The following is a 23,454-nucleotide window of genomic DNA, read 5'->3' as shown; positions in this document are numbered from 1 at the left end:
CGTTGTATCGCACTCTCAAGCTCGACCGACCCCTGGTCCCGGCATCGCCCAGCTCAATGTGTCTCCTTGCTGACGCATCATCACCTTCTCGGTGCTGTTTGCGGGTCCGTAGTATCCATGGCTGAAATCGAATTCCGGTGACAGTGCACCCTTTAGCTGCAAACGACCGCGACAGGAAATCGTGCACCGTCACCGTACCTCCCACTGTCACTGTGAAACCGGCAAAACCGTACCCTGGGAACGAAGCCGGGAGCGTAAAGATACCGGTCCTCTGTCGCGGTAATTCGAAGCTAAGCACCTATCCGTCTCAGCTCAAGGTGACATGCGGACCGGGGTTCCAGGTGGCAGGCCTTTTACCTTTGCGATGATTTGGCCCATGATATGCCAATAGACATCCAGGTCCGACAATTCCAGATTCTCGATTGTGTCCTCGCCCCCGAGAAACAGCGGCTTCTTGTGGCCTATGCATTGGGAATAGGTTGGCTCGGCGCCACCGCTCTCGCGCCACGCTGCGAAGCCGTCGGGGACCAAGGCCGCACCGTCCTCCTCCACGAGGTTCGACGTCATGGAATGTCTCGATATTGGATGGTATCTGCAAAGCTTCCGCCGTATGCGGCTCGAACATCAAAACGCCTGGCTCGCCCTGCTCAAGCCTCCCGGTATCGACGGCAAAGGCCGAGCCTTGCCAATCATAGCCAAAGCAGGTTATCCGCCCCGTGAACTCGGGGAAGCCCAGCAATACCCTTGCGTTCCAGCGTGCGACATCCTGCGCTCGCATTGTCCGATACAGGCCATGTCGGAACGTCGCGCCACCACAGCTTGCGGCAATTCGTTCAGCCCGGCGATTTTGTGTCCAGCGAAAAATTACCGGCATCTGCCGGGACCCTGCTATCTATCTGGAAGTTTTTTGGAATGTCTCGAACACCACGATCTCCAAGAGTGACACCAACGGCGGAAGAAACTAGTACGACGAAACTAGTTCGTTGACTCTGGGGGTTCAGGAGGCATTTTGCCTCGCTTCCACGGCGAGGTTTTTGTATCGCGCCAAGCATGCCAGCCTAACGGCAAATCCGCAAGTTGTTCAACAGTCTCGTCAAGCTCCACTATCTCGACCAAACCCACTAAAATTAGCTCATCTTGATCAACTTCAGCTTCATTTCCATAAAATTGCCACGAATTATCTTCCGCATCATGCGAGACATATGCAATCCATCCGCCTCGGTCGAATATTTTTCGAGTCGAGATAACAGCTAGATTTTTGGAATCTTTGAATTTCCACCCAGCCATGTCTTTCACCTATTTATTCGATTTTTCTACGTTCTCAAATCCCGCGAGGAGTTGCAGGTTTCTATAGCTGTTTGATCCTGGTGTCTTAGCCTTGTCAGCCGGCCTGACCGGATCTATGTGATCGATATGCGCTTCATTCCTTGGGGGAGTTACACCGCTCTGGCTTTTTTGGGCTATGACTAATTCTACTCCGCTCTTATCCGATCTTAGGACCCCCCCGTTTATTCTCCGATTTTCCTCGTAAATTGTCATCCGTTGCTTGTTTGTTGGCTTCTTTCCGGGCGCGACATTAGGAGGATCTTCCAAATGCGCATAGGGTCTTCTTATCTCCGGTGCCTTGTCGGCGGAAACGGGAAGCTCTTCTACCTCAACAGGCGAAGCAGATGGAGGTTCACTATCGAAAACGGCTTTCGGCTTAGCAACAGCGGCACGCTCGCTGAGACGTGTTATGACGCTGCGGCCAATCGCGCCGAGCCCCTCGGCAAGAACATTGAGGCCGGCACCCCCAACCGCGCCGGTGAGTACGCCCTCGGGAATGCTTTCATCGGTGTTGTAGGCGTATGCCCCGCCGTATGCGCCGCCGGTGGCGGCTCCCACGGCCGTGCGTGTGCCGAGGCCGGCTAGGCCACCGCCTTCCGCCGCGCCGATTCCTGCTCGGCCCAGTAAACCAAATAGGCCCTGTGCGGCGCCGTAGCCGGACAAGCCGGCGCCAAGGGCCTCGGCCGCCCAACCGGCGGAGCCGGCCCGATCCTCCGCATCCTCCGTCTCAGCTTGCTCGCGGGCCCGACGCTGCTCGTAGCTTTCGCCCGCCTGCGAAGGGGTCAGCTTCGCGACCAGACTGTCCGCGCCTCCAGCGGCCGCACCCTTGGCAACGGTTCGGCCGATATCACCGAATGCCACGCCGGCTTGCTGCAGCCACGACATGGTGCTGTACTGGGCTCGGGCAGGATGCTCTCCGATCCAATCCAGCCCCCTCTTGAGCGCGGTAACCTGCGCTTCCAACAACTCGGGCGTGATGTTCGGATCCTGGGCGGCCCTCGCTCGCCACCGGGCTTCCGCCAGCAGCGCGATTTGCTTGGTAATTGCCCTGCGCGCGCCTGGATCCCGAACCGCCAGGACAAGCGAGCTCAACTCGGCAAGACGCTGGTTGAAGGGCTTGCTCGGGTCGATGTATTCCGCAGCCTGCCGGTCAGCAAAATCCCAAGGCAACGGCAATCTTTTATCGAAACCCAGTTGCTGTTGGGCTGCTCCCGCCCAGTTGACGGCCGCCTGTAATTCCTCGGGCGTTTTGACCTTGCTCCAGTCCGGAGCGTCGCCCCGAAACAGTTGGCTGACGTAGGCGACGGGATCGGCGTCGCGGGCGGCCATGATCAGCTGGGCGGCGCCAGCCTTTACTTCGTAGCGTTCACGCACTTCCAATGAACTGCCGGGTCCAGGCCGCGAGTGCAGGAGCTCGGCATGGATCGCCTGGTTCGACGCCGCATGCATGTCGGAATAGGCCTTGGCGGCGCTGGTGGTAATGCGGAAATGCTCGAAACGGTTTGAGCCCTCATCGGCGCCGTAGACGTTGACGAAGTCCTGCGCGGTCGGCTTTTCCCCCTCAGGATATTTGCCCGTGACAGCGATAACCGCCGGCGCGTTCTGCTCGGCGAGCATCACTCGCGCATTCGCGCCGATCATCTGGGCCGCGGTGGCGTTGTTGGCCTGGGCTTTCAGCGCGGCGAGCTCGCCGGGTTTCAGATAAGTGATGGCATCGAGCGGAATAGCTGTATCGCTATCCGGCGACTGGCGTTCGCCGAACGCCTGCGCCACGATCTCGTCCGGCGTTTTTTGGCCTTTACCGTCGCTTCCTTGCCCTGCGCTCCGGCACCAAGCTGCGTGCGCACAGTCTCGCCCATGCCGTCGCTTGCCACCGGGCCGGCGCTCAGCATCTCGGCGGCGCGGCGTGGGTCCTGGGCGATCAGCGCCTGCATCCGCGCCTTCGCCGTGCTGGCGCGCCAGTCGGCTTCGGCCTGCAGCCTAATCTGCGGGTCGAGGTCCATCTTGGCGAGAAGGTCGAGGCCGGCCTGTCGAGAGGCATCGAAGGCCGCGGTGTCGTTCGGGTCGTTTTGCGCGATGTTTCTGAGTTCGGCGGTCTGGACCTCCGAAACCTGGTCCTGCTCATATTGCTTGCGGCGCTGATTTTGCTGGAGCGCCAGGCGTATTGCGCCCGCCTCCCGCAGCGCTTCCTTGCGGCTAGCGAGACCGGCGCGCAGTTCTGGCGGCGCCTGCTTCAGGAAATTGCCGAACAGCGTGTCGAACAGGCCGGTCTTCACCACCTGGCCGGTGTAAGGATCGACCTGGCCATACATGGCTTCGTGCAGGCCGGCGCCGTCGGCGGGCGCGTTGGCTACCGTCTCGGCCTCGGCCTGCGCGAGCTCGCCATTCAACCGGCGCGCGGCGATCTCGGTATCGAAGGCCTGCTGCTGCGCCTTGCGCTGCTCGTAGCGCTCGGCGGCTGCCTGCCACCTGTCGCCGAACTGTTGCATCGCTTCGCCGACCGGCGAGGAATCCGGATATTGCACCGCATTGCCGGTGTCGAGCCGGCGCTCGCCGACAAAAAGAGGAATGATGTGGACCATCTCAGTAGAGCCCCGTGTAGCCGCCGATGATGGCCCTGCTCGCCCGAGGCGAGAGCGACGACCCGCCGAAGGTCACGGACTTGGCCGGGTCGTAGAGGCCGGACAGACCGTCGATGAGGCCATTGCCCACCTTGAAGATCGAGGCCGTCATCGCCTGGCTGCCCTGGAAGCGCGAGATGGCGGCCTGGGTGTTGAGATTGTTCTGGCGCAGCCGTGAATTGTACAGAGTCGCATTGAGGTCGACCTGACCCTGCCGGGCATTCGCCGCCAGCACTTCGGTCGGTGAGCCGGCAATGCCGACTCCGGAAGCGCCCGCTTGGGCGCGCGCCTGGGCTTCGAGCAGGTCCTGCTTGCGGCGCTCCTGTCTCTGTTCGAAGGCGGCGCTTTGCGCATCGGCCTGCGCCTGCTGCTCGTAGGCCTTGGCCTGGTAGTTGGCCAATTGCTGCTGCTGGGCGCCCTGCATCAGGGCGCCGCCCACCGACACGGCCGTGCCTGCCAGTCCAAGAAGAGCCAATGTGCACATAGTTCAGCCTCGCGGGGTCTTGGGTTTCCTGGTCGCGCCCACGACAGGCGCGCGCAGCGCCGGACGCGGGTCGAGCGCGCCGCCGGAGCTGACGATCGAAAGGAGCAGCCGGTCGGCCGCGAGGCCGGCCCGGCTGAGGCGCGCCGGCGCCGGCGCACGCGGACCGGCCATGGCGGCGCGGCGGGTGGCGGCAAGGCTCACCTTCAGGCGCGGCAGGCCGGCGGCGTCGAACAGGCCGTTGGCGGTGGCGATGGCGCGCGACAGCGCATCGGCCTCGAACAGTTCCTCGCGCAATTCCTCGACCAGCCGGCGAACAGCACGCCAGCGGGTGCCGAGAAGTGCTGCCTTGCCTTCGATCTCCTCGGACAGCGCCTCGATGTCGGCGCGGGCCTCGGCCTCGGCGGCGGTGGCTCGGCGGCTGCCAGCGACGGCAATTGCTCGTTCCAGCGTCGCGATCGTTTCGTTGCAGCCATCGAGTGCCGCCCGTGCGGCGGCGAGGTCGCCGCCGAAAATGGCGCGGTCCTCCGCTTGCATCAGACCCTGGCGGCTGGCGATGGCTTGCGAAAGGTCGGTGTCGAGCAAGGCGATGACGGCGGCGAAATCCGCAGCCGTTCGCGCCCTGCCGAGAGCTTCGGCATGGGGTGTCATTGGGAGTTCCTTGGGTGGGAAATTGATGAGCGGGACGGCGGAGAGCCAATCTTCCCCTCGTGGGGGAGATCAGCTGTTTCTACGGCTCCGCGCCGAACACGGGCGTGAACGCCCGGATCGTGCAGGGCGTGGGGTTGATGTGGCGGATCCTTACCCTGCCCTGCCCTTCCCAGGAGTCGTCGATCGGCACCTCGACATTGCCGGTATAGAGCTTCGCCTTGCCGTCCGGCGCGACGATCGAGGGCATGCGCACGGCCTCCCAGCGGCCGCGCAGGAAGGACTGCACCTCAAGCCCCGTGGGGTCGGTCTCGAGCAATGACAGGATCAGCTTCGCCACCTTCTTGCGGCGGCCAACGAGCGAGCCGTCCTGGCCGCCGACGTCGAGCTCCAGCGTGTCGGCCTGCGATTGAAACGGAAGCCCGACCTGCCATTTGGCGGCGGTTGCGCTGCCAGGCAGCGTCACCTGGCCGGACGCGACGGTGATGCCGCGAAAGACCTTGCCGTCGGCCAGCACGCCGACTTTCTCGCCGTTGAGATGGCCGAGGCCGGAGACGACATTGACCGGCGCGCCGGAATAGGTCAGCCCGCAATCGACCTGGAAGGCGTCTTCCAGCGCGCCGTATTCGAAGGGCGGCTGCATCACCTCGATGTAGCGCTTGGTCGCGCCGCCGATGCTGCGCTTGACGATCAGCCAGATGTCGTCGACGCCGTTCTGTCCGGGCGTGACCACCGCGCTTTCGACGACCGCCCAACCGGACCCGGAAAATTCGCCGCCGAAGCGGTGGCGGTGCATGCCGCGCACCTCCTGGCTTGGTTGGTGGGTGTAGCCGCCGAGCTCGCCATTATCGAGCGGGAACCACAGCATAGGGTCCGGGTCGGTCTGGAAGGCGAGCTCGACCACACCCTGCTTGGCGATGTGCTCGGAAATCTGCCCAATGTCGTCGGAGGTAAAGCGGCCGGTCTGCGCCTGCGCCAGTTCGGCGATCGAGCGGCGCGAGCGCGTGACATAGAGGAAGGACTGGCCGGCATCGACCGGGCGGATGCGGGCGCAGCCAAAGGTGCGCGAGCGGCGGTTCTTGAAGGAGGACGGCGTCAGCGCCTCGTCTATGCCGGAGCCGGACAGCGCGCGGATGCCGCCCGAAGTGCCGATCAGCAGCGCGCCGTCGGAATCGGCGATCCAGACGATGTCGTTGGCCTGGCCACCGCCGGCCTGGACGAATTCCAGCGCATCGTCATCCTTCTCGCCGAGCGCGAAATTGTCGAAGTCGCCGGTGGCCGAGGCATAGACCGAGAAGCGCCGGCTGAAGGCCAGGCGCTCTTCGTAGAGCGAGCCCGATTCCACGTATTTTCCCGGTACGAACGTGCCGAGGCGCCAGCGGGTGATCGGCGTGAGGTTCGGCAGCGAATGTCCGTAGAGCCTGATTGTGACCACGGTGGTGCTGACGACGCTCGCGATCTTCGCCCAACGCCAGATGCCGTCGGAGCCCAGCAGCCGGATCGCGCGTCCGACATCGGTCGATTGAAAGCCGGCGCCGTCATTGATGCCGACGATCGACGATGCGGTGAGATTGAACGGCGTCATGCTGTCGCCGGCCTCGTGCCAGCCCATGTCGTTGATGGCGCTGTCGTTCTGGTTGCTGTCGTCCGAGGCCGACCAGTTCAGGCGGTAGGACTGGAACGCGATCTTGTTGGCGCACTCATAAAAGCGCCGCTCGCTTCGGCTCCACCCGGTTTCAGCCGCGCGCGTGTCGAGGACGATCCAGTTGGTGCCGTCATAGCCCTCGAACGTCCACGAGACGGGTGTGTATTCCGGGTTCCCGGCAGACGCCACGATCCAATAGGCATCGCAGATCTTGGTGGCCGCGCCGGGAAAGTCATAGGCGATCCAGCCATTGCCGTGGTCCGGATCGTAGAACCGGCCCAAGGCGTCGGTGAACGCCTGCCATTCGTCGCCATGCGCATAGGCGCCGGACACCGTGCCGCTCGGCGTGGTCAGGCCGGTCATGATCGGGTGGACGGCGCCGGTCTGGGCCGGCGTCATCGTCGTTCCGGTATCGTTGATGTCGTCGTAAGGCCCGTCCAGGAACTGGAAATCGCTCAGCGTCCAGGTGGTGTGCGCCTCGCGGGTCAGCAGCTTGGGCGGATAGTCGCGATGGGTGATCCACATCTGGTCGGCCGACTGCACATAGGCGAGCTCGAAGAGATCGGCTTCCAGATAGGGCGAGGCGATCTCGACCGTGCCGACGCGCGCGCCATAGGCATAGACGCGGATGTACCGGTCGCCGAACTCCAGGCAGTAGGCCTGCTCGGAAGAGAAGATGAAGGGGATGCCGCGGGTCTTCTTCGCCGAGTTCTTCACCTCGTTGACGAAGTAGGTGCCGCCGCGGGCGCGGATGCCGCCATGCGGAAGCGTGACGAAGTTCTCGCATTTGGCGAGCGCTGCCCGGTAGAGGTCGAGCGAGGCGCGCGAATGGAGCCTGGGCGAGATCTCGCCACGGGTGAAAACATCCTGGACCGGATAGAGCGCCGTCATTTAGCGAAAGCTCCTCAAAGCATGTCTCCCGAAAGCGGGAACCGGTTTCGGGGCAAAGACATGCGTGAAATCAAAGACGGAAATCACCGCGCTGGGTCGCCCAGGCGCCGGTATAGAGCCGGCCGCCACGCTGGATGGCGTTCGCGCTGAAGGCCGCGTCGAGCGCGCGGTCATAGGCGGCGCGGGCGATGTCGATCATGCCGGCCTTGTGGGTCAGCGGATGCGCGATCTTGATCGCCAGGGCCGCCACCAGCACTTCGGTAAACAGCGCGTCCCAGTCGTTCGGGTCTGTCAGGTTGGCAAGGTAGCGGATGGTCAGCGGCCCGGGCTGGTCGGAATAGATCAGCCCGGCCTCCTGGCGCCAGGAGATCGGCTGGCCATTGGGCTCGCCATTGGCGGTCAGCGGCAGCGGGCGGATGCAGTCGGCCGGCAATTCATAGGCATGGTTCAGCGTGCAATTGCCGCTGCCGGTGTCGGCGCCCGCGACCTGCGCCGAAAGGATGGCGAACACCCAGGCGTGCTTGGCAAGCTCCCCTTCGCGGGTGAGGTCGAAATGCAAGTTCAAGAGCCGCGCGGCCTTGACGTCCTGGTCGAGCGAGTCGATCGGCGCCTCGTCGAGAACGGCTAAGGCCATGTTGGCGATGTCGAGCGGGGTGATGGCCATGGGTCAGTGATCCGTGGTGGGTGGGTGAGAAAATGCTCGGTTCCTCGCCCCCGCGAATGCGGGGGAGAGGTGGCTCGGCGAAGCCGAGACGGAGAGGGGACGCCCTGTGATAGACCAGAACCGGCTGAAGACCTGGCCTCGCGCTTCGCGAAGGGCGTCCCCCCTCTCCGGCCGCTACGCGGCCACCTCTCCCCCACTTTCGTGGGAGCGAGGAAACCTGCGCCCTTACGCTTCCGTCGTCTTCAGCGCGATGAAGCTCATGTTCTTCACGCTGGAGGCCGTGCGGTCCCAGTTCACCGCCAGCGCCAGCTCGGCATCGGTGGCGAACTCACCGGCGGTGGAAGCATCGAGGAAGCGCGTGCCAGGCACGTGGGCCACGAAATGCCGGCGCCCCACCATTTCGGTGACGCCGCCGCCATGGCCCTGGCGCGGCTTGCGGTCGAACTCCAGCGGGCCGCCTTCGGAGTTGACCGGCAGCTCGTTCCACAGGATCGCCTTGTCCTTGAACATGAAGGCCGTGTAGACGCCCGTCGCCACCGGAATATCGTCGTCGACCACGCAGCGCAGGCCCATGTAATAGGGGATCAGCGGCCCGCCCTGCTCCGAGGACGGCACGTAGTCGATCAGGTCGGCGAGCTTGAGGGCCTTCATCTGCTTGGAATGCATCCAGATGGTGCGGAACTTGTCCGCACGATCACCCATCAGGTAGGCCGCCTCGATGATGTCGGTGTCGACGATCGAGGCGCCGGTGGTGCGCACCAGGTCGCCGCCATCGTTCGCCACATTGTCGGCGAGCACGCCCTTCAGGATGCCGAGCAGGGTGAGCTTGTTGGCGCGCTGCCAGTATTCGGTCTGGCGCCGCACGATCAGCTTCTGCGGATCGTCGCCGGCAAGGATCGCGGTCAGGTCCGGAACGCCCCAGGCCTGGGCCCGCACGTTGCGGGCGGCGACCTCGCGGCGCGAGCCGATCTTCTTCATCTCGATGGAGTCGGCCGGATCGTCGTTGACCGGCTCCGACGGATCGTTGCCGAGATCCTTCCATCCGGGCATGTCGACCGAGCGGCCCCCCATCGATAGCTTCGCGGAAATCGCCGGATCGGAAAACAGGATGCCGGCCTGGTAGATTTCGAGGGACTGGACGTGCTCCTCGAATGAGTACTGGGCATAGACGGACGGAACGATCGCGTCCGCGATGCGGGTATAGGCGTCTGCCATTCTTTTGTTCCTTTGAGGTTGGTTGAGACGGCGGGTTGCTCAGCTAGAGCGGGTTGTTGGGCATCCAGAGATCCGGGTTTTCGCCGGCATCCCTGGCGAGCCGCCGGGCGCGTTGAGGGTCGCTTTTGACAAGGGCGGAGATGGCCGAAATGTTGCGCTCGCCGACGGCGTTCCGCCGGAAGGGATTCTGCCCCCGCGGCGCCCCATCGGCGTCGATCGTGTCTTCGCGGAACATCGCCTCGCCGATCGCATGGAAGGCACGGGCGATCTGCGGATCGGTCAGCGCGCCGTCGGGCAGAAGGATGCCCTTCTGCTTGTAGGCGTCGACCAGCCCGAGTCTCTTCATCGCCCGGTTGGCGACCTCGAGCTTCTGGCGAAAGCCGTCGCTGCCGGTCGGCCCCCAGTCGCGCACGAGCTCGTCATGGGTGGCTTCGACCGAGCGCGACAGCGCCGCCTGCTGGGCGGCGGCCTGCTCGGCCATGTAGCCGACGAAGCGGTCGTGATAGGCCTGGGCGATCTTCGGGCTGGCGCCCGCTTCCACCGCCCAGGCCTTCGAGGCATTGGCGAGCTCGTCCGAATAGGCGAAGTTTTCCGGCAGGTTTTCGGGCCGCCGGTATTCGACTTTTTCGGCCGAGGTCAGCGGACGCATCGCTTCCGGCAATCTGGAATGGAACCTGTCCCATTCCTCCTTCGGCGCGTCCCTGCCCGGAACGCGCAGGCTTTCGCCCTGCTGACGCTCCAGTTCCGCATAGGATGTGAAAACCCGATCGAGGCTTTCGGCTTTGTTCCAGCCCTTGGCTTCAGCGAGCTTGCGGTTGCCTTCGGAAAGACCGTCAAACCAACTTCTGCCGGCCGCCGGGGCGGACCCGTTGTCCCCGGAAACCGGAGGCGTCTCCAGGTTGCCCGCCGGCCGCGAAGCCACGGACCCGGCCTCTGCCAGATCTGTCATGATTAAGATTCCTTTCTTCTCCTTCTCCCCTTGTGGGAGAAGGTGGATCGGCGCGCAGCGCCGAGACGGATGAGGAGTGTTGGAAGGAATGATGCGTTGATGATATTGATGAGGATGCGCCAAGCTGGAGCACCTCTCATCCGACCTCGCTTCGCGAGGCCACCTTCTCCCGCAAGGGGAGAAGGAAGAGCCTCAACGCCTACGCGTTATCGCCCCAGTTCTCCCACAGCAGCGTGATCGTGCCGGTCACCGCAAGCGTGCCGTCGGCGTCGATATCCGTGCCGGTGGCAAACGCAAGGTTGAGGTAGAGGTCGACCGGCGTCGTGGTGCCGTCGAGCGTCGCAGCGGCGGCGATGTCGGCCGTCGAGGCGGTGGAAAGCGCGGCGCCCGTCCCATCCAATGTGCGGCTGGTGGAGGCCAGCACATTGACCATCGTGCCGGCGAGCGTGGCGCCGGAAGCCGCCGCCGAGCCTATGCCCCAGGTAAGCGCGGCGCCGTCGTTGATGGTCGAGGCACGCGCGGTCAGCACCGCGAACTGCAGCCTTGCCGTGCCGCCCTTGATGCGCACCTTGCCATCGAAAAAGTCGAAGATCTTCTGGCTCGCATAGGCCAGCGCATCGGTGACCGGCACCTGCATGCCGGTGAAGGTGAAGACGGTGCGGTAGCTTCCGCCCTGGCCGCTCGTCACGGCCTTCAGCCCGAGCTTCGGTGGCGCAAGGCCAGCCTCGCGGGCAGCGGCGCGGGAAAGGGTCCGGGGAAGTCCTCGGGTCATTTCATTTCTCCATTCTTGGGGAATTCTTGGGGCAAGGCGTGGTTCGCGCGGCGGACGGCAAGCCAATTGCCTGGCTTTCCGAACAATGAACGCCCGGAGCGACAGCGAAGGGCTGGACACTATTGGCGGTCAGATTATGGACGCGCCCTTGAATTATGTGTATTAATACACAACGTGAAAAGCGCCGATGTCATCGACAAGTTGCTGGCCGATGGCTGGTTCGAGGTGGCTCGCAAGGGCAGTCACGCCCAGTTCAAGCACCGCACTAAACCGGGTCGAGTGACGGTGCCGCATCCCAAACGTGACATCCCGATCGGCACGTTGAAGTCTATCGAGAAACAATCCGGCCTGAAGCTAAGGTAGATATATGCGTCACTATATTGGACTGATCCACAAGGACGCGGACAGCGATTTCGGCGTCTCGTTCCCCGATTTCCCCGGCGTGGTCACGGCCGGGACAAGCCTCGACGAGGCACGCATACTGGCCGAAGAGGCGCTTGCCTTCCATGTCGACGGTCTGGTCGAAGACGGTGAGGCCATTCCCGAGCCGTCATCGCTTGAGGACGTGATGGCCGACGAGGACAACCGTGCGGGCGTTGCCATCCTCGTCACGCTGAAGACGGAAGCGGCAAAGGTCGTGCGCGTCAACGTCACCATTCCGGAGGATGTTCTCGGCGAAATCGACCGCTACGCCGAACGTCACGGCTACAGCCGTTCCGGGTTTCTGACCGCTGCCGCCAGGGAAGCGATGCGTAACGAAGCGGCCTAGGAACTTCGCATTCTGATTCAGGCGGAAGCACCATCGTCCTGTTGAGGCTGATCTTTCCGGTTTGGAAACCATGGCGTTCAACCGCCGCGAAACCGTGATTCACTTCGTGAGCGGACTCCGCCGCCGTTCCGCCGCAATGCGACCGCAGTTCAGCACCGTTCGCCCCCGTCGTCAGTCCCTGGGGCTTCAGAGGAGTTCTAGTGATGATCATCAAGAAGGCTATTCTGGCGGTGCTGATGACTGCGGCACTTGCCGGCTGCGAGACGCAGACCGAAGGCCAGCAGCGGGCCACCACCGGCGCATTGCTGGGCGGCGCCGGCGGCGCGCTGGTCGGCCAGGCGATCGGCGGCAACACCAAGAGCACGGTGATCGGTGCCGCGAGCGGCGCTCTGCTCGGCGCCGTCGTCGGCTCGGCCACCACCCCGCAGCGCCGCGGCGACCAGCTCTGCCGCTACCAGGACCGCTACGGCCGCATCTACACCGCGCGCTGCGACGACCGGTATTACAACGGCAATTATTGAGGGCGTCGGCGCTCCCTTCTCCCCGTTCCACGGGGAGAAGGTGCCCGCAGGGCGGATGAGGGGCAGCGCCAAGGTCTCATCGAGGAATTTGGGGCGGCCGGCCAGCATTTCCCAATTGGCGGAAGTTGCATCGACATTGACCGGTATCAATTTCGCTACCGATTTCCTACCGCAAACTCCAATTCTCAGCAATCTTCGATTGCATATTTACAGCTCTGAAGTTTTTGGTTGCGCCAGACAATAGACTTCTGTTCGATTTTGCAGTAGATTTTCGATAGGTAGTGGCCCCCCAAATTACCTGATTTGTTGGAGTAAAATCTGGCCGCGGGTCGGGAGCCACTGCCGCCCCTTCACTCCACGTCTACTCGCATAGATTGATCCGTGGCCACCTTGCCCGCATTGTCGTTCCCGTTTGCCGCATCATGTCGCGCAGCGGGCAATGGGCGCGCCAAGTATTCTTCACACCGAGAGATTATGAACTCTATCGAGATCTGCCGGTCGAGCATTGCCGCGCCGCCGACGTCAGCACCTGGGCATGACGCTTCGCGCCCAACCATGTGCATTTGATCCTGACGGGGCCCATCCCGACGACCGCGCTCGTCAAGGTGCATCGCATGCATAACGAAATGAAGTAAACGTACGCATCCGGCTGGACATCCCTATAAAACCCGATACAATCATAACGAAAAGTGCACTTACTCTGCAATCATAGGATGTGCCATTGCGCTTGCTCACCCTCGCCGCAATGGCGACGCTTGCGTTGCAATCCAGCGTAGCGCGGTCGGACGCCCTGGATCAGCCGGAAGCTCTGTTCAAAAGCTGCCCTAAGGGCGTGCTTTTTAAGGCGGACGAGTCAGGTGTTGTCGTGACCGTAATCAGACAAGGCTCCGGCAAGGCATGCTTCTCGGATGACTGCGGCCAGTTGCCGGCGGCAACGGCGGCAGAGATAGTCACGAAAGATGGCGAGCATGGGTTTATCGCCGGCCCAATGCTTTCTTATATGTTCGCGGTGGAGCCGAAGATCGTAAAAGACTTCAAATGGCGGCCCGCCGAAACCGCGTCCCAACGTTCTACACCATCCGCGCGGATGACGGCAGCGACGTGGACTTCACCCTTCAAGATATTGGATGTGCCCGCTAGCGCGGCCCCCTAGGAGGTAACAATTGCGCTTGCTCATTCTCGCCGCGATGGCGCTGCTTGCATTGCCAGGCGTGGCCCGACCGAACGACACGGATCAGCCGGAAGCTCTGTCGAAAAGCTGCCCAAAGGGCGTGCTCTTCAAGGAGATCAAGTCAGGGATTGTCGTAACCGTTATCCGACAGGGTCAAGGCAAGGCCGTCTTCACGCAGGATAAGCATCGCTTGCAGGCCGCCACTGCCGTGGAAATTCTGACGAAAGAAGGCGAGCGTGGCTTCATCTACGGTCCGATGCGTTCCTATATGTTCGCGGTGGACCCGGATGTCGTCAAGGATTTTCGAATGGCGACCAGCTGAGACCGAATATCAAGCGTTCTATACCCTTCGGGACGATGACGGGAACGAAGCGCTACTAAATTTCGTCGATATCGGGTGCGCCCCTTAGCTGACGAGAACGAATAGTCGTGTTGAGCGAATACAGCCAATTTCAGATCAGCCTTTAATAGGAGCGCACCTATATTGATCTGCTCATGGCTCAGTTGGGTAATAATCGGCTGGCAGTTCAATGCTAAAATTGCCGGGTCGATATCCGTCCAGGTCGGGAGGCGTTCCATGTAAGTGCAGGCCGCGTTTTATGTTAAATTTTCGCAGCCACTTAAGGGCTGAGGGCGTATCGCCAAAGCGAAAGTGCATTGCCACCGTAATTGCGACGCCTGCGGCTGATAAATCAGCTTGGTGAGGACATCGGAAGCCTCAACGCCGCCTACTTCTCCGCTCGCGCCGCTTTACGCAAATCCCCGATAGTCCGATTCCAAAAGCGTACCAATTCAAAGTGCTCTTGCCTGGTCACCCAGATTTTATTCTCCGGGCTGATTGGATCACCACCAACGATAATGGGTGTAATCTCAAACAGCTCCATGCCCTTTCTGCGCGAATATTCCCTTTTGTCGCTCATTTTCATTCCGCCAGTCGAGAAAATAAGTCAGCTATGTTACGCGCCGTTTTCAAAGCTAACTTTCTGTTCATACCTACGAACGGAACGCGCACGATTGGCATATTTGGATCTTGAGTATCAAACCCATATGCTTCACCTCCTCCGTTAGACGCGAACAAGAGAATACCTGGTGCATATTTTTCTACCTCATATTCTCGGTTGAAGTCGGCCAATTCCTCAGCCTTAAAGAAAATAATGTAGTTATCGTGGACAAAACCTTCGCCCCCATTATGCTCTTTGAGGAAGTCGGTATAGTCCCTCGGTAACTCGAATCCGAAGTGTGCAGACAGTCCATCGACGACCGCGGATTCGGCCGGCGCGTCTAACTGCCCCTCGGTTAAGATATATCTCACTACTATCCTCCCAAGTGCTCAAGTAACTGATTCCACGATGACCTAGCTTGTTACCCGATGGACATCGCGAGGCAGGACGATCTTGTTGGCCGGGTCAATCGGCAATTGCGATGGCAGTGCACTTCCATTCCACTCGTCGACCAGCCCTTAGAACCAAGACGGCCAACATCGCTCAATCACCTTTGAGCTCTGGCAAAATCCTCTCGTCAAGGAATTTGAGGCGACCAGCCAGCATTTCCGCGTTGGCGGGACTTGCATCGACGTTGACTGGTATTAATTTTGCCACCGACTTTCCTTGCCGCGCCGCCTCGACCCATTCCTCGAGGGCACCAATGTAGCCATCAAGAGCTTCGAAAGGCGTGGCGGCGTCATCAGCAGGGATATATGTCGGCGGCACATCGCCAACGATCACCCAAATCCATCGGTTCACCTCGGGTCGCCCAGGCTCTATTTCAAAAAGAAAGACGTAGATTATTCCTTCGGCTCCATATCCAAAATATTCGCCCTTGATGGATAGGACCCAGTTATAGAACTTGAGATATTGACGGGCTTCGACCAGGGCGGAATCGAGGTCATCGTCTCCGGTGCTGACATCAGCAGGAGGCAAGCGCGTGACGCTGCTGAAATCTGGCTCTGGAACGTTGTCCATTGGCTAAAAGGATCGATTCGAGCGGTCCGAGTGCCGTCAGCTTGCAGGCTGGCTTTGCCGGCGGCGGCGGCCGCGAAGGAAATCCACAATCAGCCAGATCAACTGAGCAACAACGTAGAGTGGACTGCGAGACCAATCCGGCGCCCCGGTGTGCGAGTAGCCATATGCGGCGGCGACAACGGCGAGCGCGCCGCAAATGACATGCACCACCAACAGGCGCGGCACGCCGCCGTTCCAGCGCTTTGTGATCCAGAGCAACAAGCGGCTCAGCAAAAACGTCGGAACCAGAGCCCCGAGCAGCATCGCGGCAGAACCTGCACCCATATAGTCCCCCTTTGTACGTATAGTAAGTTCGAATTCCAGACCGCCGGTTCACCAGACACTACCAAAGACGAGAATGACCGTTGGCCCCTTACATTCCATGCCTTGCAATCTATAATTGCATTATAGATATATACAACTTCGCAGTTGCAAGCAAGCTGGCCGCGTTGAAAAAGGAGGCAGCCCTGGATTTCTCATCACCCGCCCCGAACCGCGGCCGGTTGCGCAGGATTGGGTTGAGCTGCAGGGTCGAATTCAGCTTTCTCGAAGTCACCCACCTTTGACGTTTATGCGCGTCCCCGGGGGCAAGCCCCTCACCTTCGCGATGAGCTGAGCCGTGATATGCCAATAAACCTCCAGGTCCGTCAGTTCTAGATTTTCACGATCGTCTTTGCCGCCCAGGAAGAGCGGGACGTTATAGCCGATGCATTGGTTATAGGCAGGTTCGGCGCCGCCGTTGGCGCGCCATGTCGCATAAAAATTCGAAGCCAGCGCGGCATCCTGATACTCATCCAATTCGGTTTCATGAAAAGTCCGGACATTGGCCGGTATCTGAAGCGCTTCACCGGTCCCTGGTTCGAACATCACCACACCAGGCTCGCCTTCCTCGGTTCGTTTGGTGTCAATGGCGAATGTCCTGCCCAACCAATCGTATCCAAAACAGGTAATGCGCCCGGCAAATGCGGGGAAGCCCAAGATTATTCTGTTGCTCCACGCGGCCAAATCCTGGGCACGGACGATCCGGTAAAGGCCGTGGTTGAACGACACGCCACCGAAACTGGAAAGCAGTTCATTCAGGCTTGGCACGCCAGTGTCGATGTTCACGGAGTCAGGTCTGCGGCCTGCGTCTGGAGAAAAGCTTTGCCGAAACTTTGGAAACATCATCGATCTCCGATCGTTACCTTGCCAATTCTCGTCCCGTGAGGCAGATGCTTTATCTGATGGTATATCTGGGGACCCAAGCTACGGTTCACGCTTGAATCCAGCGGAGCCATGTTATGCGTCGCCTCGGCACCTCCCAATTGCAAATCGTGTACATGATCCACGTCATGGCCGATAGGCACTTCGTTTCCTTCGGCTTTGTACCTGACACTGGCTGACGTCGTCGCGCGAGTCGACGGAGTTACTATCTTCTCAACCGCGTTTAGAGCCGCGACTTTCAGGTCTGCCGCAAGTCGTTGCGCGTCCGTCCAATGCGGCATGTAAAACAGGTGTAACCCGGGACCATCGGAGGCGTTGGTTGCGCCTTCAGGACCAAGGGGGGCCTCGCCAGCGTCCCTTGGGAGGGTGGAATTTTCATTCGCCTTAGGGTCAGCCCGATAGGACGATGCGTCTGTTTCAACATCCGTGCCGAAAGAGGATTTTGCATCGATGGGCCGCCCGGCAATTTTGGCCACCACCTTTCGGCCAATCGCGCCAAGCCCTTCGGCAAGAGCATTCCCGCCCGCGCCCAAGAGCGCGCCGGAGCCCATTTCGCGCACGATATCCCGGCCGTTGAGCGCGGCATCCACGCCACCGAACATGGCGCCGTCGGCAGCCGCAGTAGTGCTTCTTGCCAAGAAACCAGGCAGCCCCTCAAGGGCTTCGGCTCCCAGCTTGCCCGTGAAGGTAAGGCCGGCGCTCTGAAAGCCGTGGCCGGAAGCGAAGGCACCGAGCAGATTTGCGGCTATCCCGGCTGAGCCGGCACGGTCGTTGGCGTCTTCGGTTTCAGCTTGTTCGGCTGCCAGCAGCTCGTCGTAGCTCTTGTCGGAGAAGAGCGAGTTCATGCCGGCGGAGAACTTGTCAGCCTGACCGAAAGTCGCGCCGTTGGCCATGAGCCTGACGGTGTCGTTCGCAGCTGCAAGCGGCTTTTGCCACCATGAGCCGGCGTCGAACCGTACCCGAGCGGGGTGCTCGGCCATCTGGAGCAAATTAACCTGGAGAGCTTTTTCCTGGGCTTCCAGCTCCGCGGGGGAAATCTTTGGATTGTCCGCCGCGTTCTGCCGGATGCGAGCCAAGGCAGATTGGAAGACCTGTCCGGCAAAGGTGAAGCGCGCCTCGGGGTTGCGTATTGCCTTTAGAGTCTCGCTCAGTTCGATGGTGCGCTGCTGCAATGGCACGCTCTCATCGACATATCTTGCGCCAAGGCTGTCTGAGAAATTCTGCGGGACGGCCAAGGTCCTGCTGAAACCGAGCCGCTTCTGGGCAGCCCAGACCCAGTTGATGGCGGCCTGAAATTCTTGCGGCGTCTTGACCTTGCTCCAGTCCGGAGCATCACCGGGAAACAGATTGCCGACATAAGCGACAGGATCGGCGTTGCGGGCCGCGATAATCAGTTGGGCGGCACCAGCCTTTACTTCGTAGCGTTCACTCACTTCCAATGAACTGCCGGGTCCAGGCCGCGAGTGCAGGAGCTCGGCATGGATCGCCTGGTTCGACGCCGCATGCATGTCGGAATAGGCCTTGGCGGCGCTGGTGGTAATGCGGAAATGCTCGAAACGGTTTGAGCCCTCGTCGGCGCCGTAGACGTTGACGAAGTCCTGCGCGGTCGGCTTTTCCCCCTCAGGATATTTGCCCGTGACAGCGATAACCGCCGGCGCGTTCTGCTCGGCGAGCATCACTCGCGCATTCGCGCCGATCATCTGGGCCGCGGTGGCGTTGTTGGCCTGGGCTTTCAGCGCGGCGAGGTCGCCGGATTTCAGATAAGTGATGGCATCGAGCGGAATAGCTGTGTCGCTATCCGGCGACTGGCGTTCGCCGAACGCCTGCGCCACCATCTCGTCCGGCGTTTTTTGGCCTTTTACCGTCGCTTCCTTGCCCTGCGCTCCGGCACCAAGCTGCGAGGGCACAGTCTCGCCCATGCCGTCGCTTGCCACCGGGCCGGCGCTGAGCATCTCGGCGGCGCGGCGCGGATCCTGCGCGATCAGCGCCTGCATCCGCGCCTTCGCCGTGCTGGCGCGCCAGGCGGCTTCGGCCTGCAACCTGATCTGCGGGTCGAGGTCCATCTTGGCGAGGAGGTCGAGGCCGGCCTGCCGGGAGGCGTCGAAGGCGGCGTTGTCGTTCGGGTCGCTTCGCGCGATGTTGTCGAGCTCGGCGGTATGGACCTCCGCGACCTGGTCCTGCTCATATTGCTTGCGGCGCTGATTTTGCTGGAGCGCCAGGCGTATTGCGCCCGCCTCTCGCAGCGCTTCCTTGCGGCTGGCGAGACCGGGGCGCAGTTCTGGCGGCGCCTGCTTCAGGAAATTGCCGAACAGCGTGTCGAACTGGCCGGTCTTCACCACCTGGCCGGTATACGGATCGACCTGGCCATACATGGTTTCGTGCAGGCCGGCGCCGTCGGCTGGGGAATTGGCCATGGCGTCGGCCTCGGCCCGGGCGAGCTCGCCGTTCAACCGGCGCGCGGCGATCTCGGTGTCGAAGGCCTGCTGCTGCGCCTTGCGCTGCTCGTAACGCTCGGCGGCTGCCTGCCACCTGTCGCCGAACTGCTGCATCGCCTCGCCGACCGGCGAGGTGTCCGGATACTGCACCGCGTTGCCAGTATCGAGCCGGCGCTCGCCGACGAACAGGGGGATGATGTGGACCATTGGACTGTTTCCTGCCCGGGCGGTTTGGGGGACGCGCGCAGCGACCGGCCGCAAGCGGATGGCGGCCGGTTCGGCGGTGCGGATGGTGAGGAGTCGGCTGGAAAGTGGTGGAGGGAGTGAGTTGGTCGTTAGGGCGCGGCGCGCGCGATAGCCGATCTCCCCCCTGGGGAGATGTCCGGCAGGACAGAGGGGGTGCTGTCCCGCCGGCTTCAATGCTTGGACTGGTTTATATGGCGCGCTTCGTCATCCTCGGGCTTGACCCGAGGATCCATGCCGTGACCTTCGCCGGAGGACGCAGCGGAGCAGAATTCTGAACCGTTGCAACACCTTAGCGTCACGGCATGGATCCTAGGGTCTGCGCTCGTCGCTGCGCTCCTCGCTCCGCCCTAGGATGACGAAGGCGACAGGTCGCGTTCCTTCGCGCCCCCTCTGCCCTGCCGGGCATCTCCCCCACTTGGGGGGAGATTGGCGGTTTCAGCGCCTCACCTCTCCTCGGCCCGAGCCGCCTTTTCCAGCGCGGCGAGGTCGGCGTCTTCCAGCGCCAGGAAGCCCATGATGTGTTGCACCACTTCCGCCCGCGCGTTGGAGAGCGCGCTGTGCAGCTCAAAACCTTCGGGCGTCTTGGTGCGGGCCAGCCAGTCGCCGTAGGACGGGCGGCGGTAGTAGCCGGTGGTGGCGGTGAGGTTGGCCAGCACCAGCTCGCCGTCCTCGCCGGAGAAGACGCGGCGATAGGCCTTGGTCAGCGCCTCGCGGGTGGCGAGCGGGCCGCCGGCGTCGGAGGGGCGGGCGAAGCGTTTGCGGCTCATGCGCCACCATTGGCGCCGCCGCCCGCGGAGCCGGCGCCCTGCCCACCCGGCATCGCGCCTTGCGCGCCGCCGGCCGGAGCGCCAGCTGCGCCACCGCCAGCCTGGGCGCCCTGCATCATCGTCTGCAGGCTGTCGAGCAGGCCGCTGTCGCGCGCCTGGACGGCCGCCGGCACCGCGTCCTTCGCCACCTTGCCGGCGGTGGCGATCGCCGCCATCCCGGCCTGCGCCTGTTGCGCTTGGGCTCTCGCTCCGCGCAGACCTTCCACCTCGTCCTTGCGCCGGAAAATGCGCTGCGGGCTGCGCCCGGCGCTCTGCACGACGCGGATCGCCTCGTCGCCATCGATATTGTCCATGATGCCGGGATCGAACTGCGCCATCTGGATGGCCGTGGTCACCACCTGGATGGTGTCGCGCGCTTCGGCCGAGCGGCGCAGCACGTCGAGCGGGCCGGTGAAGGTCGGCCGCACCGCCTTGCCGGCGAGACTATCCGGCGGGCGGAAGCGGCTGTCCTGGTCGTAGAGGCCCTTGTCCTCGAGGATCGACAGCTCGCGGTCGAGATTGGCGGCAAAGCCCGCCTGGATGATCGAGCCGGAAGGCCCGAGCAGCGCGCCCTTCTCCTCCTGGCGGATCAGCGCCTCGGTGGCGGTCATCTGCGGGTTTTGCACCAGCGTCTGGAACAGGTTGACGAACATCATGTCGCGGATCTCCTCCGCGCGGCTCGCCGCATAGTCGAAGGCATAGCTCGGGTTCTGGCCGGTGGCGATCGGCTGGATCAACGGCCGGCCATTGTCGTCGATCAGGCCCGGATAATTCTCGCCGGGATTGAGCACCGGCACGTAGTCGAGCCTGGCCTTCGACGCCGTCGGCGGATCGGTGATCTGCTGCAGGGCGCGCAGGCCGGAGCGGCGCACGGCGTTCTCCTCGCGCACCGTAGTCAGCGCTTCGATGGCCGGCGAGATGCCGTAGGCGTCGCCCTCGTAGCGGCGCCAGTTGAAGGTCGAGACCGGGAAGGTGCGGAAGCCGCTCTCCCTCACGATCTCCTCCTCGTCCTCGATGACATGGTAGGAGGCGAAGGCCTGGTCGAGATATTGGTAGAAGCCGCCCTTGCGGTACATGCGGCGCTCGTCGCGCGGCTGCACGCACTGGATCAGCGAGATCTTCTCCTCGCATTTGGCCGGGTCGTCGACGAGAGCCTTGATGCGCGTGGGCAGCTTTTCGTAGCCGAGCAGCTGCGCCGCCTGGCGCGCCGTGCGCTCGTAGCGGCGATGGAAGATGTCGACCTGGCCCCAGCGGTTGCGCGACAGATAGCCCTCGGCCACCGGGACCGAGGCATAGCGGATCGGCGTGCCGCCGAACCCTTCCTCGGCGTAGAGATAGGCCGGGCCGTAGCGCACGACGTTCCTGAGGCACGCCTGCGTCGCCGGCACGAAGTTGGAGTTGGCGGAATAACGCAGCGCGAACAGGAAATCGCGGAGCGCCTCGGCCCATTCCTTCTCTTCGTCGGTCTCCTCGTCGTTCATCTCGGCGGTGGTCAGCCCGTGCCATTTCTCCGACTGCGGGATGATCAGGCTCTCCAGGCCAGCCGCGAGCCGGTTGGCGGCGGAGTTGATGGTGTTGGCGTAGACGCGTGAGCCGCGCCGCTCCTGCCGCTCGGCCTGGCTCTCGCGGCTGGTGCGGCGACCGGACCAGATGTCGGGCGCATCCGGATCGCAGAACTCCGCCACCGCTTCCCAGACGGGTTCGTAGGCGGCGCGTTCGGTCTCGAGTTCGGCCTGTCGCGACAGGATATCGCGGGCGCGGGTATCGGTCATGGGAATCTCGCTTGGTTTGGCGGGGGCTGTTCCTCGCCCCCACGAGAGTGGGGGGAGAGGTGGCTCGGCGCAGCCGAGACGGAGAGGGGCTGGCGCCGCGTTGCGTATGATGGAGAACGATTGAGCCTTATCCTGCGAAGCTGGCGCAGCCCCTCTCCGGCCGCGACGCGGCCACCTCTCCCCGCCTTTGGCGGGGGCGAGGAAAAGATTGCGCTGTCATCTTTTGCGCACGTCTCTGTGCTCTATCTCTGCTCGCGGCGGGCAGGAGGAGGTCGAGAATGACAAGCCTTGCCGGCGCCTTGAAAAATCGCGGCAAACACGCCGTGAAGCGACTGCTTCGCTATGACAATCGCAACTGGCTGCGCATCCGCCAGATCGAAGCCTTCACGGTTTTCCTCGAAGCGGCCCACCGCAAGTCGCGCGACGTGATCGAGATCTCGCCGGGCTGGAACCGCTACTGGCGGGCGTTGTGTCCGGACTACCGCTCGGTCGATTTCCCGGACTTCGACATCTGCCGGGATCGCACCGAGGAGCAATATTCCATCGTCATCGCCGACCAGGTGCTGGAGCATGTGCAGCGCCCGCAGGCGGCGGCGGCCAACATCCATGCCATGGTGAAGCCCGGCGGCTGGGCTATGGTGGCGACGCCCTTCCTGTTTCGCGTGCATGCCCGCCCGCACGACTACAACCGCTGGACGCCCGCGGGGCTGAAGCAGCTGATGGTCGAAGGCGGCTTTGGCGAAGACGACGTGCAGGCCTTCGGCTGGGGCAACAAAGCCTGCGCCAAGGCGCATATCGGCGGCCCGGTGCGGGCTTATGGGGTGTGGCGGGACTTGAGCAACGACGAGGAATACCCGCTTATGGTGTGGGCGTTCGCGAGGAAGGGGGCGTGATCTCGCTATGAGGCGTGAATTGTATTCTGTATTGCTAAATTCGATGCTACTAATATCCATGCGGCTACCGGGGATCGCCACATGGATTTCGTCGAGCATATTTTCGCCGGCATCTGGGGCGCCGGCGTGCTTGCTGCGATCTGGTACGCTTGGACGCGGCCTTCGCCACCCGCCGCCAAAAAAAGCGAGGATCGGGATTTGCGCGAGTGGCTCGACGACCAACTGTAGTGCTCCCTTCCTCCTGGAAGAAGGTTGCTAGCCCCTGCGCTTCACCAACCGCGCATGCCGCCTCCAGTACCACCAGTCCAGCACGCGTCGGCGGAAGCTTCGTTTCATCGCGGTCATGACGTCATACTCCCAGCAGCACGCGGCGTCGGCCGGCGACGTCGCTCGGCGCAAGGTCGGTCTTGACGGTGGAGAGCGTGC

The 23,454-nt window shown here is 62.5% G+C and carries 27 protein-coding genes; 8 read left to right on the top strand and 19 right to left on the bottom strand.

Annotated elements, in window-relative coordinates; translation table 11 throughout:
* Positions 1-312: 312 nt before the first annotated feature.
* On the bottom strand, positions 313-567 hold the full coding sequence (locus tag FJW07_RS32015) for a T6SS immunity protein Tdi1 domain-containing protein (protein WP_246680696.1): 255 nt from the start codon (positions 565-567) through the stop codon (positions 313-315).
* Between FJW07_RS32015 and FJW07_RS32010 the strand changes: the two genes are divergently transcribed.
* The gene (locus tag FJW07_RS32010; protein WP_246680695.1) at positions 566-943 is read left to right on the top strand and encodes a hypothetical protein; all 378 of its coding nucleotides are present in this window, start codon (positions 566-568) and stop codon (positions 941-943) included. The genes FJW07_RS32015 and FJW07_RS32010 overlap by 2 nt on opposite strands.
* Positions 944-975: 32 nt before the next feature.
* On the opposite strand, the gene FJW07_RS06760 is transcribed toward FJW07_RS32010, so the two are convergent.
* The 10 genes from FJW07_RS06760 to FJW07_RS06715 form a co-directional block, all read right to left on the bottom strand.
* Positions 976-1,287, bottom strand: a complete 312-nt coding sequence (locus FJW07_RS06760; protein WP_140710752.1) for a hypothetical protein — start codon at positions 1,285-1,287, stop codon at positions 976-978.
* A 9-nt stretch (positions 1,288-1,296) separates the two neighbouring features.
* Positions 1,297-3,099: a hypothetical protein gene (locus tag FJW07_RS06755; RefSeq protein WP_140855339.1), complete on the bottom strand. Its 1,803-nt coding sequence runs from the start codon at positions 3,097-3,099 to the stop codon at positions 1,297-1,299.
* Complete coding sequence (locus FJW07_RS06750; protein ID WP_181182583.1) at positions 3,024-3,908, bottom strand: hypothetical protein; 885 nt, start codon at positions 3,906-3,908, stop codon at positions 3,024-3,026. Before FJW07_RS06750 ends, FJW07_RS06755 begins: the two co-directional genes overlap by 76 nt.
* A gap of 1 nt (position 3,909) precedes the next feature.
* Positions 3,910-4,431: a hypothetical protein gene (locus tag FJW07_RS06745; protein ID WP_140855337.1), complete on the bottom strand. Its 522-nt coding sequence runs from the start codon at positions 4,429-4,431 to the stop codon at positions 3,910-3,912.
* Between the two features lie 3 nt (positions 4,432-4,434).
* Positions 4,435-5,079, bottom strand: coding sequence for a hypothetical protein (locus FJW07_RS06740; protein WP_140855335.1), 645 nt, complete (start codon positions 5,077-5,079; stop codon positions 4,435-4,437).
* A 79-nt stretch (positions 5,080-5,158) separates the two neighbouring features.
* A complete protein-coding gene (locus tag FJW07_RS06735; protein ID WP_140855333.1) occupies positions 5,159-7,612 on the bottom strand; it encodes a hypothetical protein in 2,454 nt (817 codons plus the stop codon).
* A gap of 70 nt (positions 7,613-7,682) precedes the next feature.
* On the bottom strand, positions 7,683-8,276 hold the full coding sequence (locus tag FJW07_RS06730) for a hypothetical protein (RefSeq protein WP_140855331.1): 594 nt from the start codon (positions 8,274-8,276) through the stop codon (positions 7,683-7,685).
* A gap of 225 nt (positions 8,277-8,501) precedes the next feature.
* Positions 8,502-9,491 (bottom strand): Coat protein, encoded by a 990-nt coding sequence (locus FJW07_RS06725; RefSeq protein ID WP_140855329.1) that lies wholly within the window; start codon positions 9,489-9,491, stop codon positions 8,502-8,504.
* Between the two features lie 43 nt (positions 9,492-9,534).
* Positions 9,535-10,440 carry a hypothetical protein gene (locus tag FJW07_RS06720; protein ID WP_140855327.1) on the bottom strand — a complete coding sequence of 302 codons (906 nt, stop codon included), beginning with the start codon at positions 10,438-10,440 and terminating at the stop codon, positions 9,535-9,537.
* Between the two features lie 199 nt (positions 10,441-10,639).
* Entirely contained in the window at positions 10,640-11,212 is a 573-nt protein-coding gene (locus FJW07_RS06715) for a hypothetical protein (protein WP_140710764.1), read from the bottom strand.
* A 174-nt stretch (positions 11,213-11,386) separates the two neighbouring features.
* Here FJW07_RS06715 and FJW07_RS06710 point away from each other — a divergent pair, with 174 nt between their 5' ends.
* From FJW07_RS06710 to FJW07_RS06690, 5 genes are all read left to right on the top strand, one after another.
* Positions 11,387-11,575, top strand: coding sequence for a type II toxin-antitoxin system HicA family toxin (locus FJW07_RS06710; protein ID WP_140710766.1), 189 nt, complete (start codon positions 11,387-11,389; stop codon positions 11,573-11,575).
* A 4-nt stretch (positions 11,576-11,579) separates the two neighbouring features.
* Positions 11,580-11,981, top strand: coding sequence for a type II toxin-antitoxin system HicB family antitoxin (locus tag FJW07_RS06705; RefSeq protein WP_140855325.1), 402 nt, complete (start codon positions 11,580-11,582; stop codon positions 11,979-11,981).
* 203 nt (positions 11,982-12,184) lie between these two features.
* The gene (locus tag FJW07_RS06700; protein WP_140855323.1) at positions 12,185-12,502 is read left to right on the top strand and encodes a YMGG-like glycine zipper-containing protein; all 318 of its coding nucleotides are present in this window, start codon (positions 12,185-12,187) and stop codon (positions 12,500-12,502) included.
* Positions 12,503-13,223: 721 nt separating this feature from the next.
* Positions 13,224-13,655 carry a hypothetical protein gene (locus FJW07_RS06695; RefSeq protein WP_140855321.1) on the top strand — a complete coding sequence of 144 codons (432 nt, stop codon included), beginning with the start codon at positions 13,224-13,226 and terminating at the stop codon, positions 13,653-13,655.
* 10 nt (positions 13,656-13,665) lie between these two features.
* Positions 13,666-13,995: a hypothetical protein gene (locus tag FJW07_RS06690; RefSeq protein ID WP_140855319.1), complete on the top strand. Its 330-nt coding sequence runs from the start codon at positions 13,666-13,668 to the stop codon at positions 13,993-13,995.
* 406 nt (positions 13,996-14,401) lie between these two features.
* On the opposite strand, the gene FJW07_RS06685 is transcribed toward FJW07_RS06690, so the two are convergent.
* The 8 genes from FJW07_RS06685 to FJW07_RS06650 all read right to left on the bottom strand — a co-directional run bounded on the left by FJW07_RS06685 (position 14,402) and on the right by FJW07_RS06650 (position 22,135).
* Positions 14,402-14,593: a hypothetical protein gene (locus FJW07_RS06685; RefSeq protein WP_140659357.1), complete on the bottom strand. Its 192-nt coding sequence runs from the start codon at positions 14,591-14,593 to the stop codon at positions 14,402-14,404.
* A 2-nt stretch (positions 14,594-14,595) separates the two neighbouring features.
* Positions 14,596-14,985, bottom strand: a complete 390-nt coding sequence (locus FJW07_RS06680) for an SMI1/KNR4 family protein (RefSeq protein ID WP_140659358.1) — start codon at positions 14,983-14,985, stop codon at positions 14,596-14,598.
* A gap of 172 nt (positions 14,986-15,157) precedes the next feature.
* Positions 15,158-15,634 carry a hypothetical protein gene (locus FJW07_RS06675; protein ID WP_140659359.1) on the bottom strand — a complete coding sequence of 159 codons (477 nt, stop codon included), beginning with the start codon at positions 15,632-15,634 and terminating at the stop codon, positions 15,158-15,160.
* A gap of 36 nt (positions 15,635-15,670) precedes the next feature.
* A complete protein-coding gene (locus FJW07_RS06670) occupies positions 15,671-15,958 on the bottom strand; it encodes a hypothetical protein (RefSeq protein ID WP_140659360.1) in 288 nt (95 codons plus the stop codon).
* A gap of 267 nt (positions 15,959-16,225) precedes the next feature.
* On the bottom strand, positions 16,226-16,780 hold the full coding sequence (locus tag FJW07_RS06665; protein WP_226891868.1) for a T6SS immunity protein Tdi1 domain-containing protein: 555 nt from the start codon (positions 16,778-16,780) through the stop codon (positions 16,226-16,228).
* A 56-nt stretch (positions 16,781-16,836) separates the two neighbouring features.
* Positions 16,837-19,518 (bottom strand): hypothetical protein, encoded by a 2,682-nt coding sequence (locus tag FJW07_RS31655; RefSeq protein ID WP_181182221.1) that lies wholly within the window; start codon positions 19,516-19,518, stop codon positions 16,837-16,839.
* Between the two features lie 482 nt (positions 19,519-20,000).
* Positions 20,001-20,324, bottom strand: coding sequence for a hypothetical protein (locus FJW07_RS06655; RefSeq protein WP_140855317.1), 324 nt, complete (start codon positions 20,322-20,324; stop codon positions 20,001-20,003).
* Positions 20,321-22,135: a portal protein gene (locus FJW07_RS06650; protein WP_246680694.1), complete on the bottom strand. Its 1,815-nt coding sequence runs from the start codon at positions 22,133-22,135 to the stop codon at positions 20,321-20,323. The genes FJW07_RS06655 and FJW07_RS06650 overlap by 4 nt, the downstream gene beginning before the upstream one ends.
* 278 nt (positions 22,136-22,413) lie before the next feature.
* On the opposite strand from FJW07_RS06650, the gene FJW07_RS06645 reads away from it, so the two are divergent.
* Positions 22,414-23,028: a methyltransferase domain-containing protein gene (locus FJW07_RS06645; RefSeq protein WP_140855315.1), complete on the top strand. Its 615-nt coding sequence runs from the start codon at positions 22,414-22,416 to the stop codon at positions 23,026-23,028.
* Positions 23,029-23,109: 81 nt separating this feature from the next.
* The gene (locus tag FJW07_RS31650) at positions 23,110-23,256 is read left to right on the top strand and encodes a hypothetical protein (protein ID WP_181167021.1); all 147 of its coding nucleotides are present in this window, start codon (positions 23,110-23,112) and stop codon (positions 23,254-23,256) included.
* The last annotated feature ends 198 nt before the right edge of the window (positions 23,257-23,454 follow it).

Source organism: Mesorhizobium sp. B3-1-9 (assembly GCF_006439595.1).
Classification (GTDB): domain Bacteria; phylum Pseudomonadota; class Alphaproteobacteria; order Rhizobiales; family Rhizobiaceae; genus Mesorhizobium.
The sequence above is the reverse complement of the archived record's forward strand: the minus strand, read 5'-3'. Positions and strand labels throughout refer to the sequence as shown.

Coding starts and splice junctions, on each gene's coding strand:
- FJW07_RS06725 (WP_140855329.1), bottom strand. CDS start 9,491: ATGGCAGACGCCTATACCCGCATCGCGGACGCGATCGTTCCGTCCGTC.
- FJW07_RS06705 (WP_140855325.1), top strand. CDS start 11,580: ATGCGTCACTATATTGGACTGATCCACAAGGACGCGGACAGCGATTTC.
- FJW07_RS06675 (WP_140659359.1), bottom strand. CDS start 15,634: ATGGACAACGTTCCAGAGCCAGATTTCAGCAGCGTCACGCGCTTGCCT.
- FJW07_RS06645 (WP_140855315.1), top strand. CDS start 22,414: ATGACAAGCCTTGCCGGCGCCTTGAAAAATCGCGGCAAACACGCCGTG.
- FJW07_RS06670 (WP_140659360.1), bottom strand. CDS start 15,958: ATGGGTGCAGGTTCTGCCGCGATGCTGCTCGGGGCTCTGGTTCCGACG.
- FJW07_RS32010 (WP_246680695.1), top strand. CDS start 566: ATGGAATGTCTCGATATTGGATGGTATCTGCAAAGCTTCCGCCGTATG.
- FJW07_RS06740 (WP_140855335.1), bottom strand. CDS start 5,079: ATGACACCCCATGCCGAAGCTCTCGGCAGGGCGCGAACGGCTGCGGAT.
- FJW07_RS06745 (WP_140855337.1), bottom strand. CDS start 4,431: ATGTGCACATTGGCTCTTCTTGGACTGGCAGGCACGGCCGTGTCGGTG.
- FJW07_RS06750 (WP_181182583.1), bottom strand. CDS start 3,908: ATGGTCCACATCATTCCTCTTTTTGTCGGCGAGCGCCGGCTCGACACC.
- FJW07_RS06715 (WP_140710764.1), bottom strand. CDS start 11,212: ATGACCCGAGGACTTCCCCGGACCCTTTCCCGCGCCGCTGCCCGCGAG.
- FJW07_RS06700 (WP_140855323.1), top strand. CDS start 12,185: ATGATCATCAAGAAGGCTATTCTGGCGGTGCTGATGACTGCGGCACTT.
- FJW07_RS32015 (WP_246680696.1), bottom strand. CDS start 567: ATGACGTCGAACCTCGTGGAGGAGGACGGTGCGGCCTTGGTCCCCGAC.
- FJW07_RS31650 (WP_181167021.1), top strand. CDS start 23,110: ATGGATTTCGTCGAGCATATTTTCGCCGGCATCTGGGGCGCCGGCGTG.
- FJW07_RS06685 (WP_140659357.1), bottom strand. CDS start 14,593: ATGAGCGACAAAAGGGAATATTCGCGCAGAAAGGGCATGGAGCTGTTT.
- FJW07_RS06760 (WP_140710752.1), bottom strand. CDS start 1,287: ATGGCTGGGTGGAAATTCAAAGATTCCAAAAATCTAGCTGTTATCTCG.
- FJW07_RS06650 (WP_246680694.1), bottom strand. CDS start 22,135: ATGACCGATACCCGCGCCCGCGATATCCTGTCGCGACAGGCCGAACTC.
- FJW07_RS06655 (WP_140855317.1), bottom strand. CDS start 20,324: ATGAGCCGCAAACGCTTCGCCCGCCCCTCCGACGCCGGCGGCCCGCTC.
- FJW07_RS06720 (WP_140855327.1), bottom strand. CDS start 10,440: ATGACAGATCTGGCAGAGGCCGGGTCCGTGGCTTCGCGGCCGGCGGGC.
- FJW07_RS31655 (WP_181182221.1), bottom strand. CDS start 19,518: ATGGTCCACATCATCCCCCTGTTCGTCGGCGAGCGCCGGCTCGATACT.
- FJW07_RS06735 (WP_140855333.1), bottom strand. CDS start 7,612: ATGACGGCGCTCTATCCGGTCCAGGATGTTTTCACCCGTGGCGAGATC.
- FJW07_RS06730 (WP_140855331.1), bottom strand. CDS start 8,276: ATGGCCATCACCCCGCTCGACATCGCCAACATGGCCTTAGCCGTTCTC.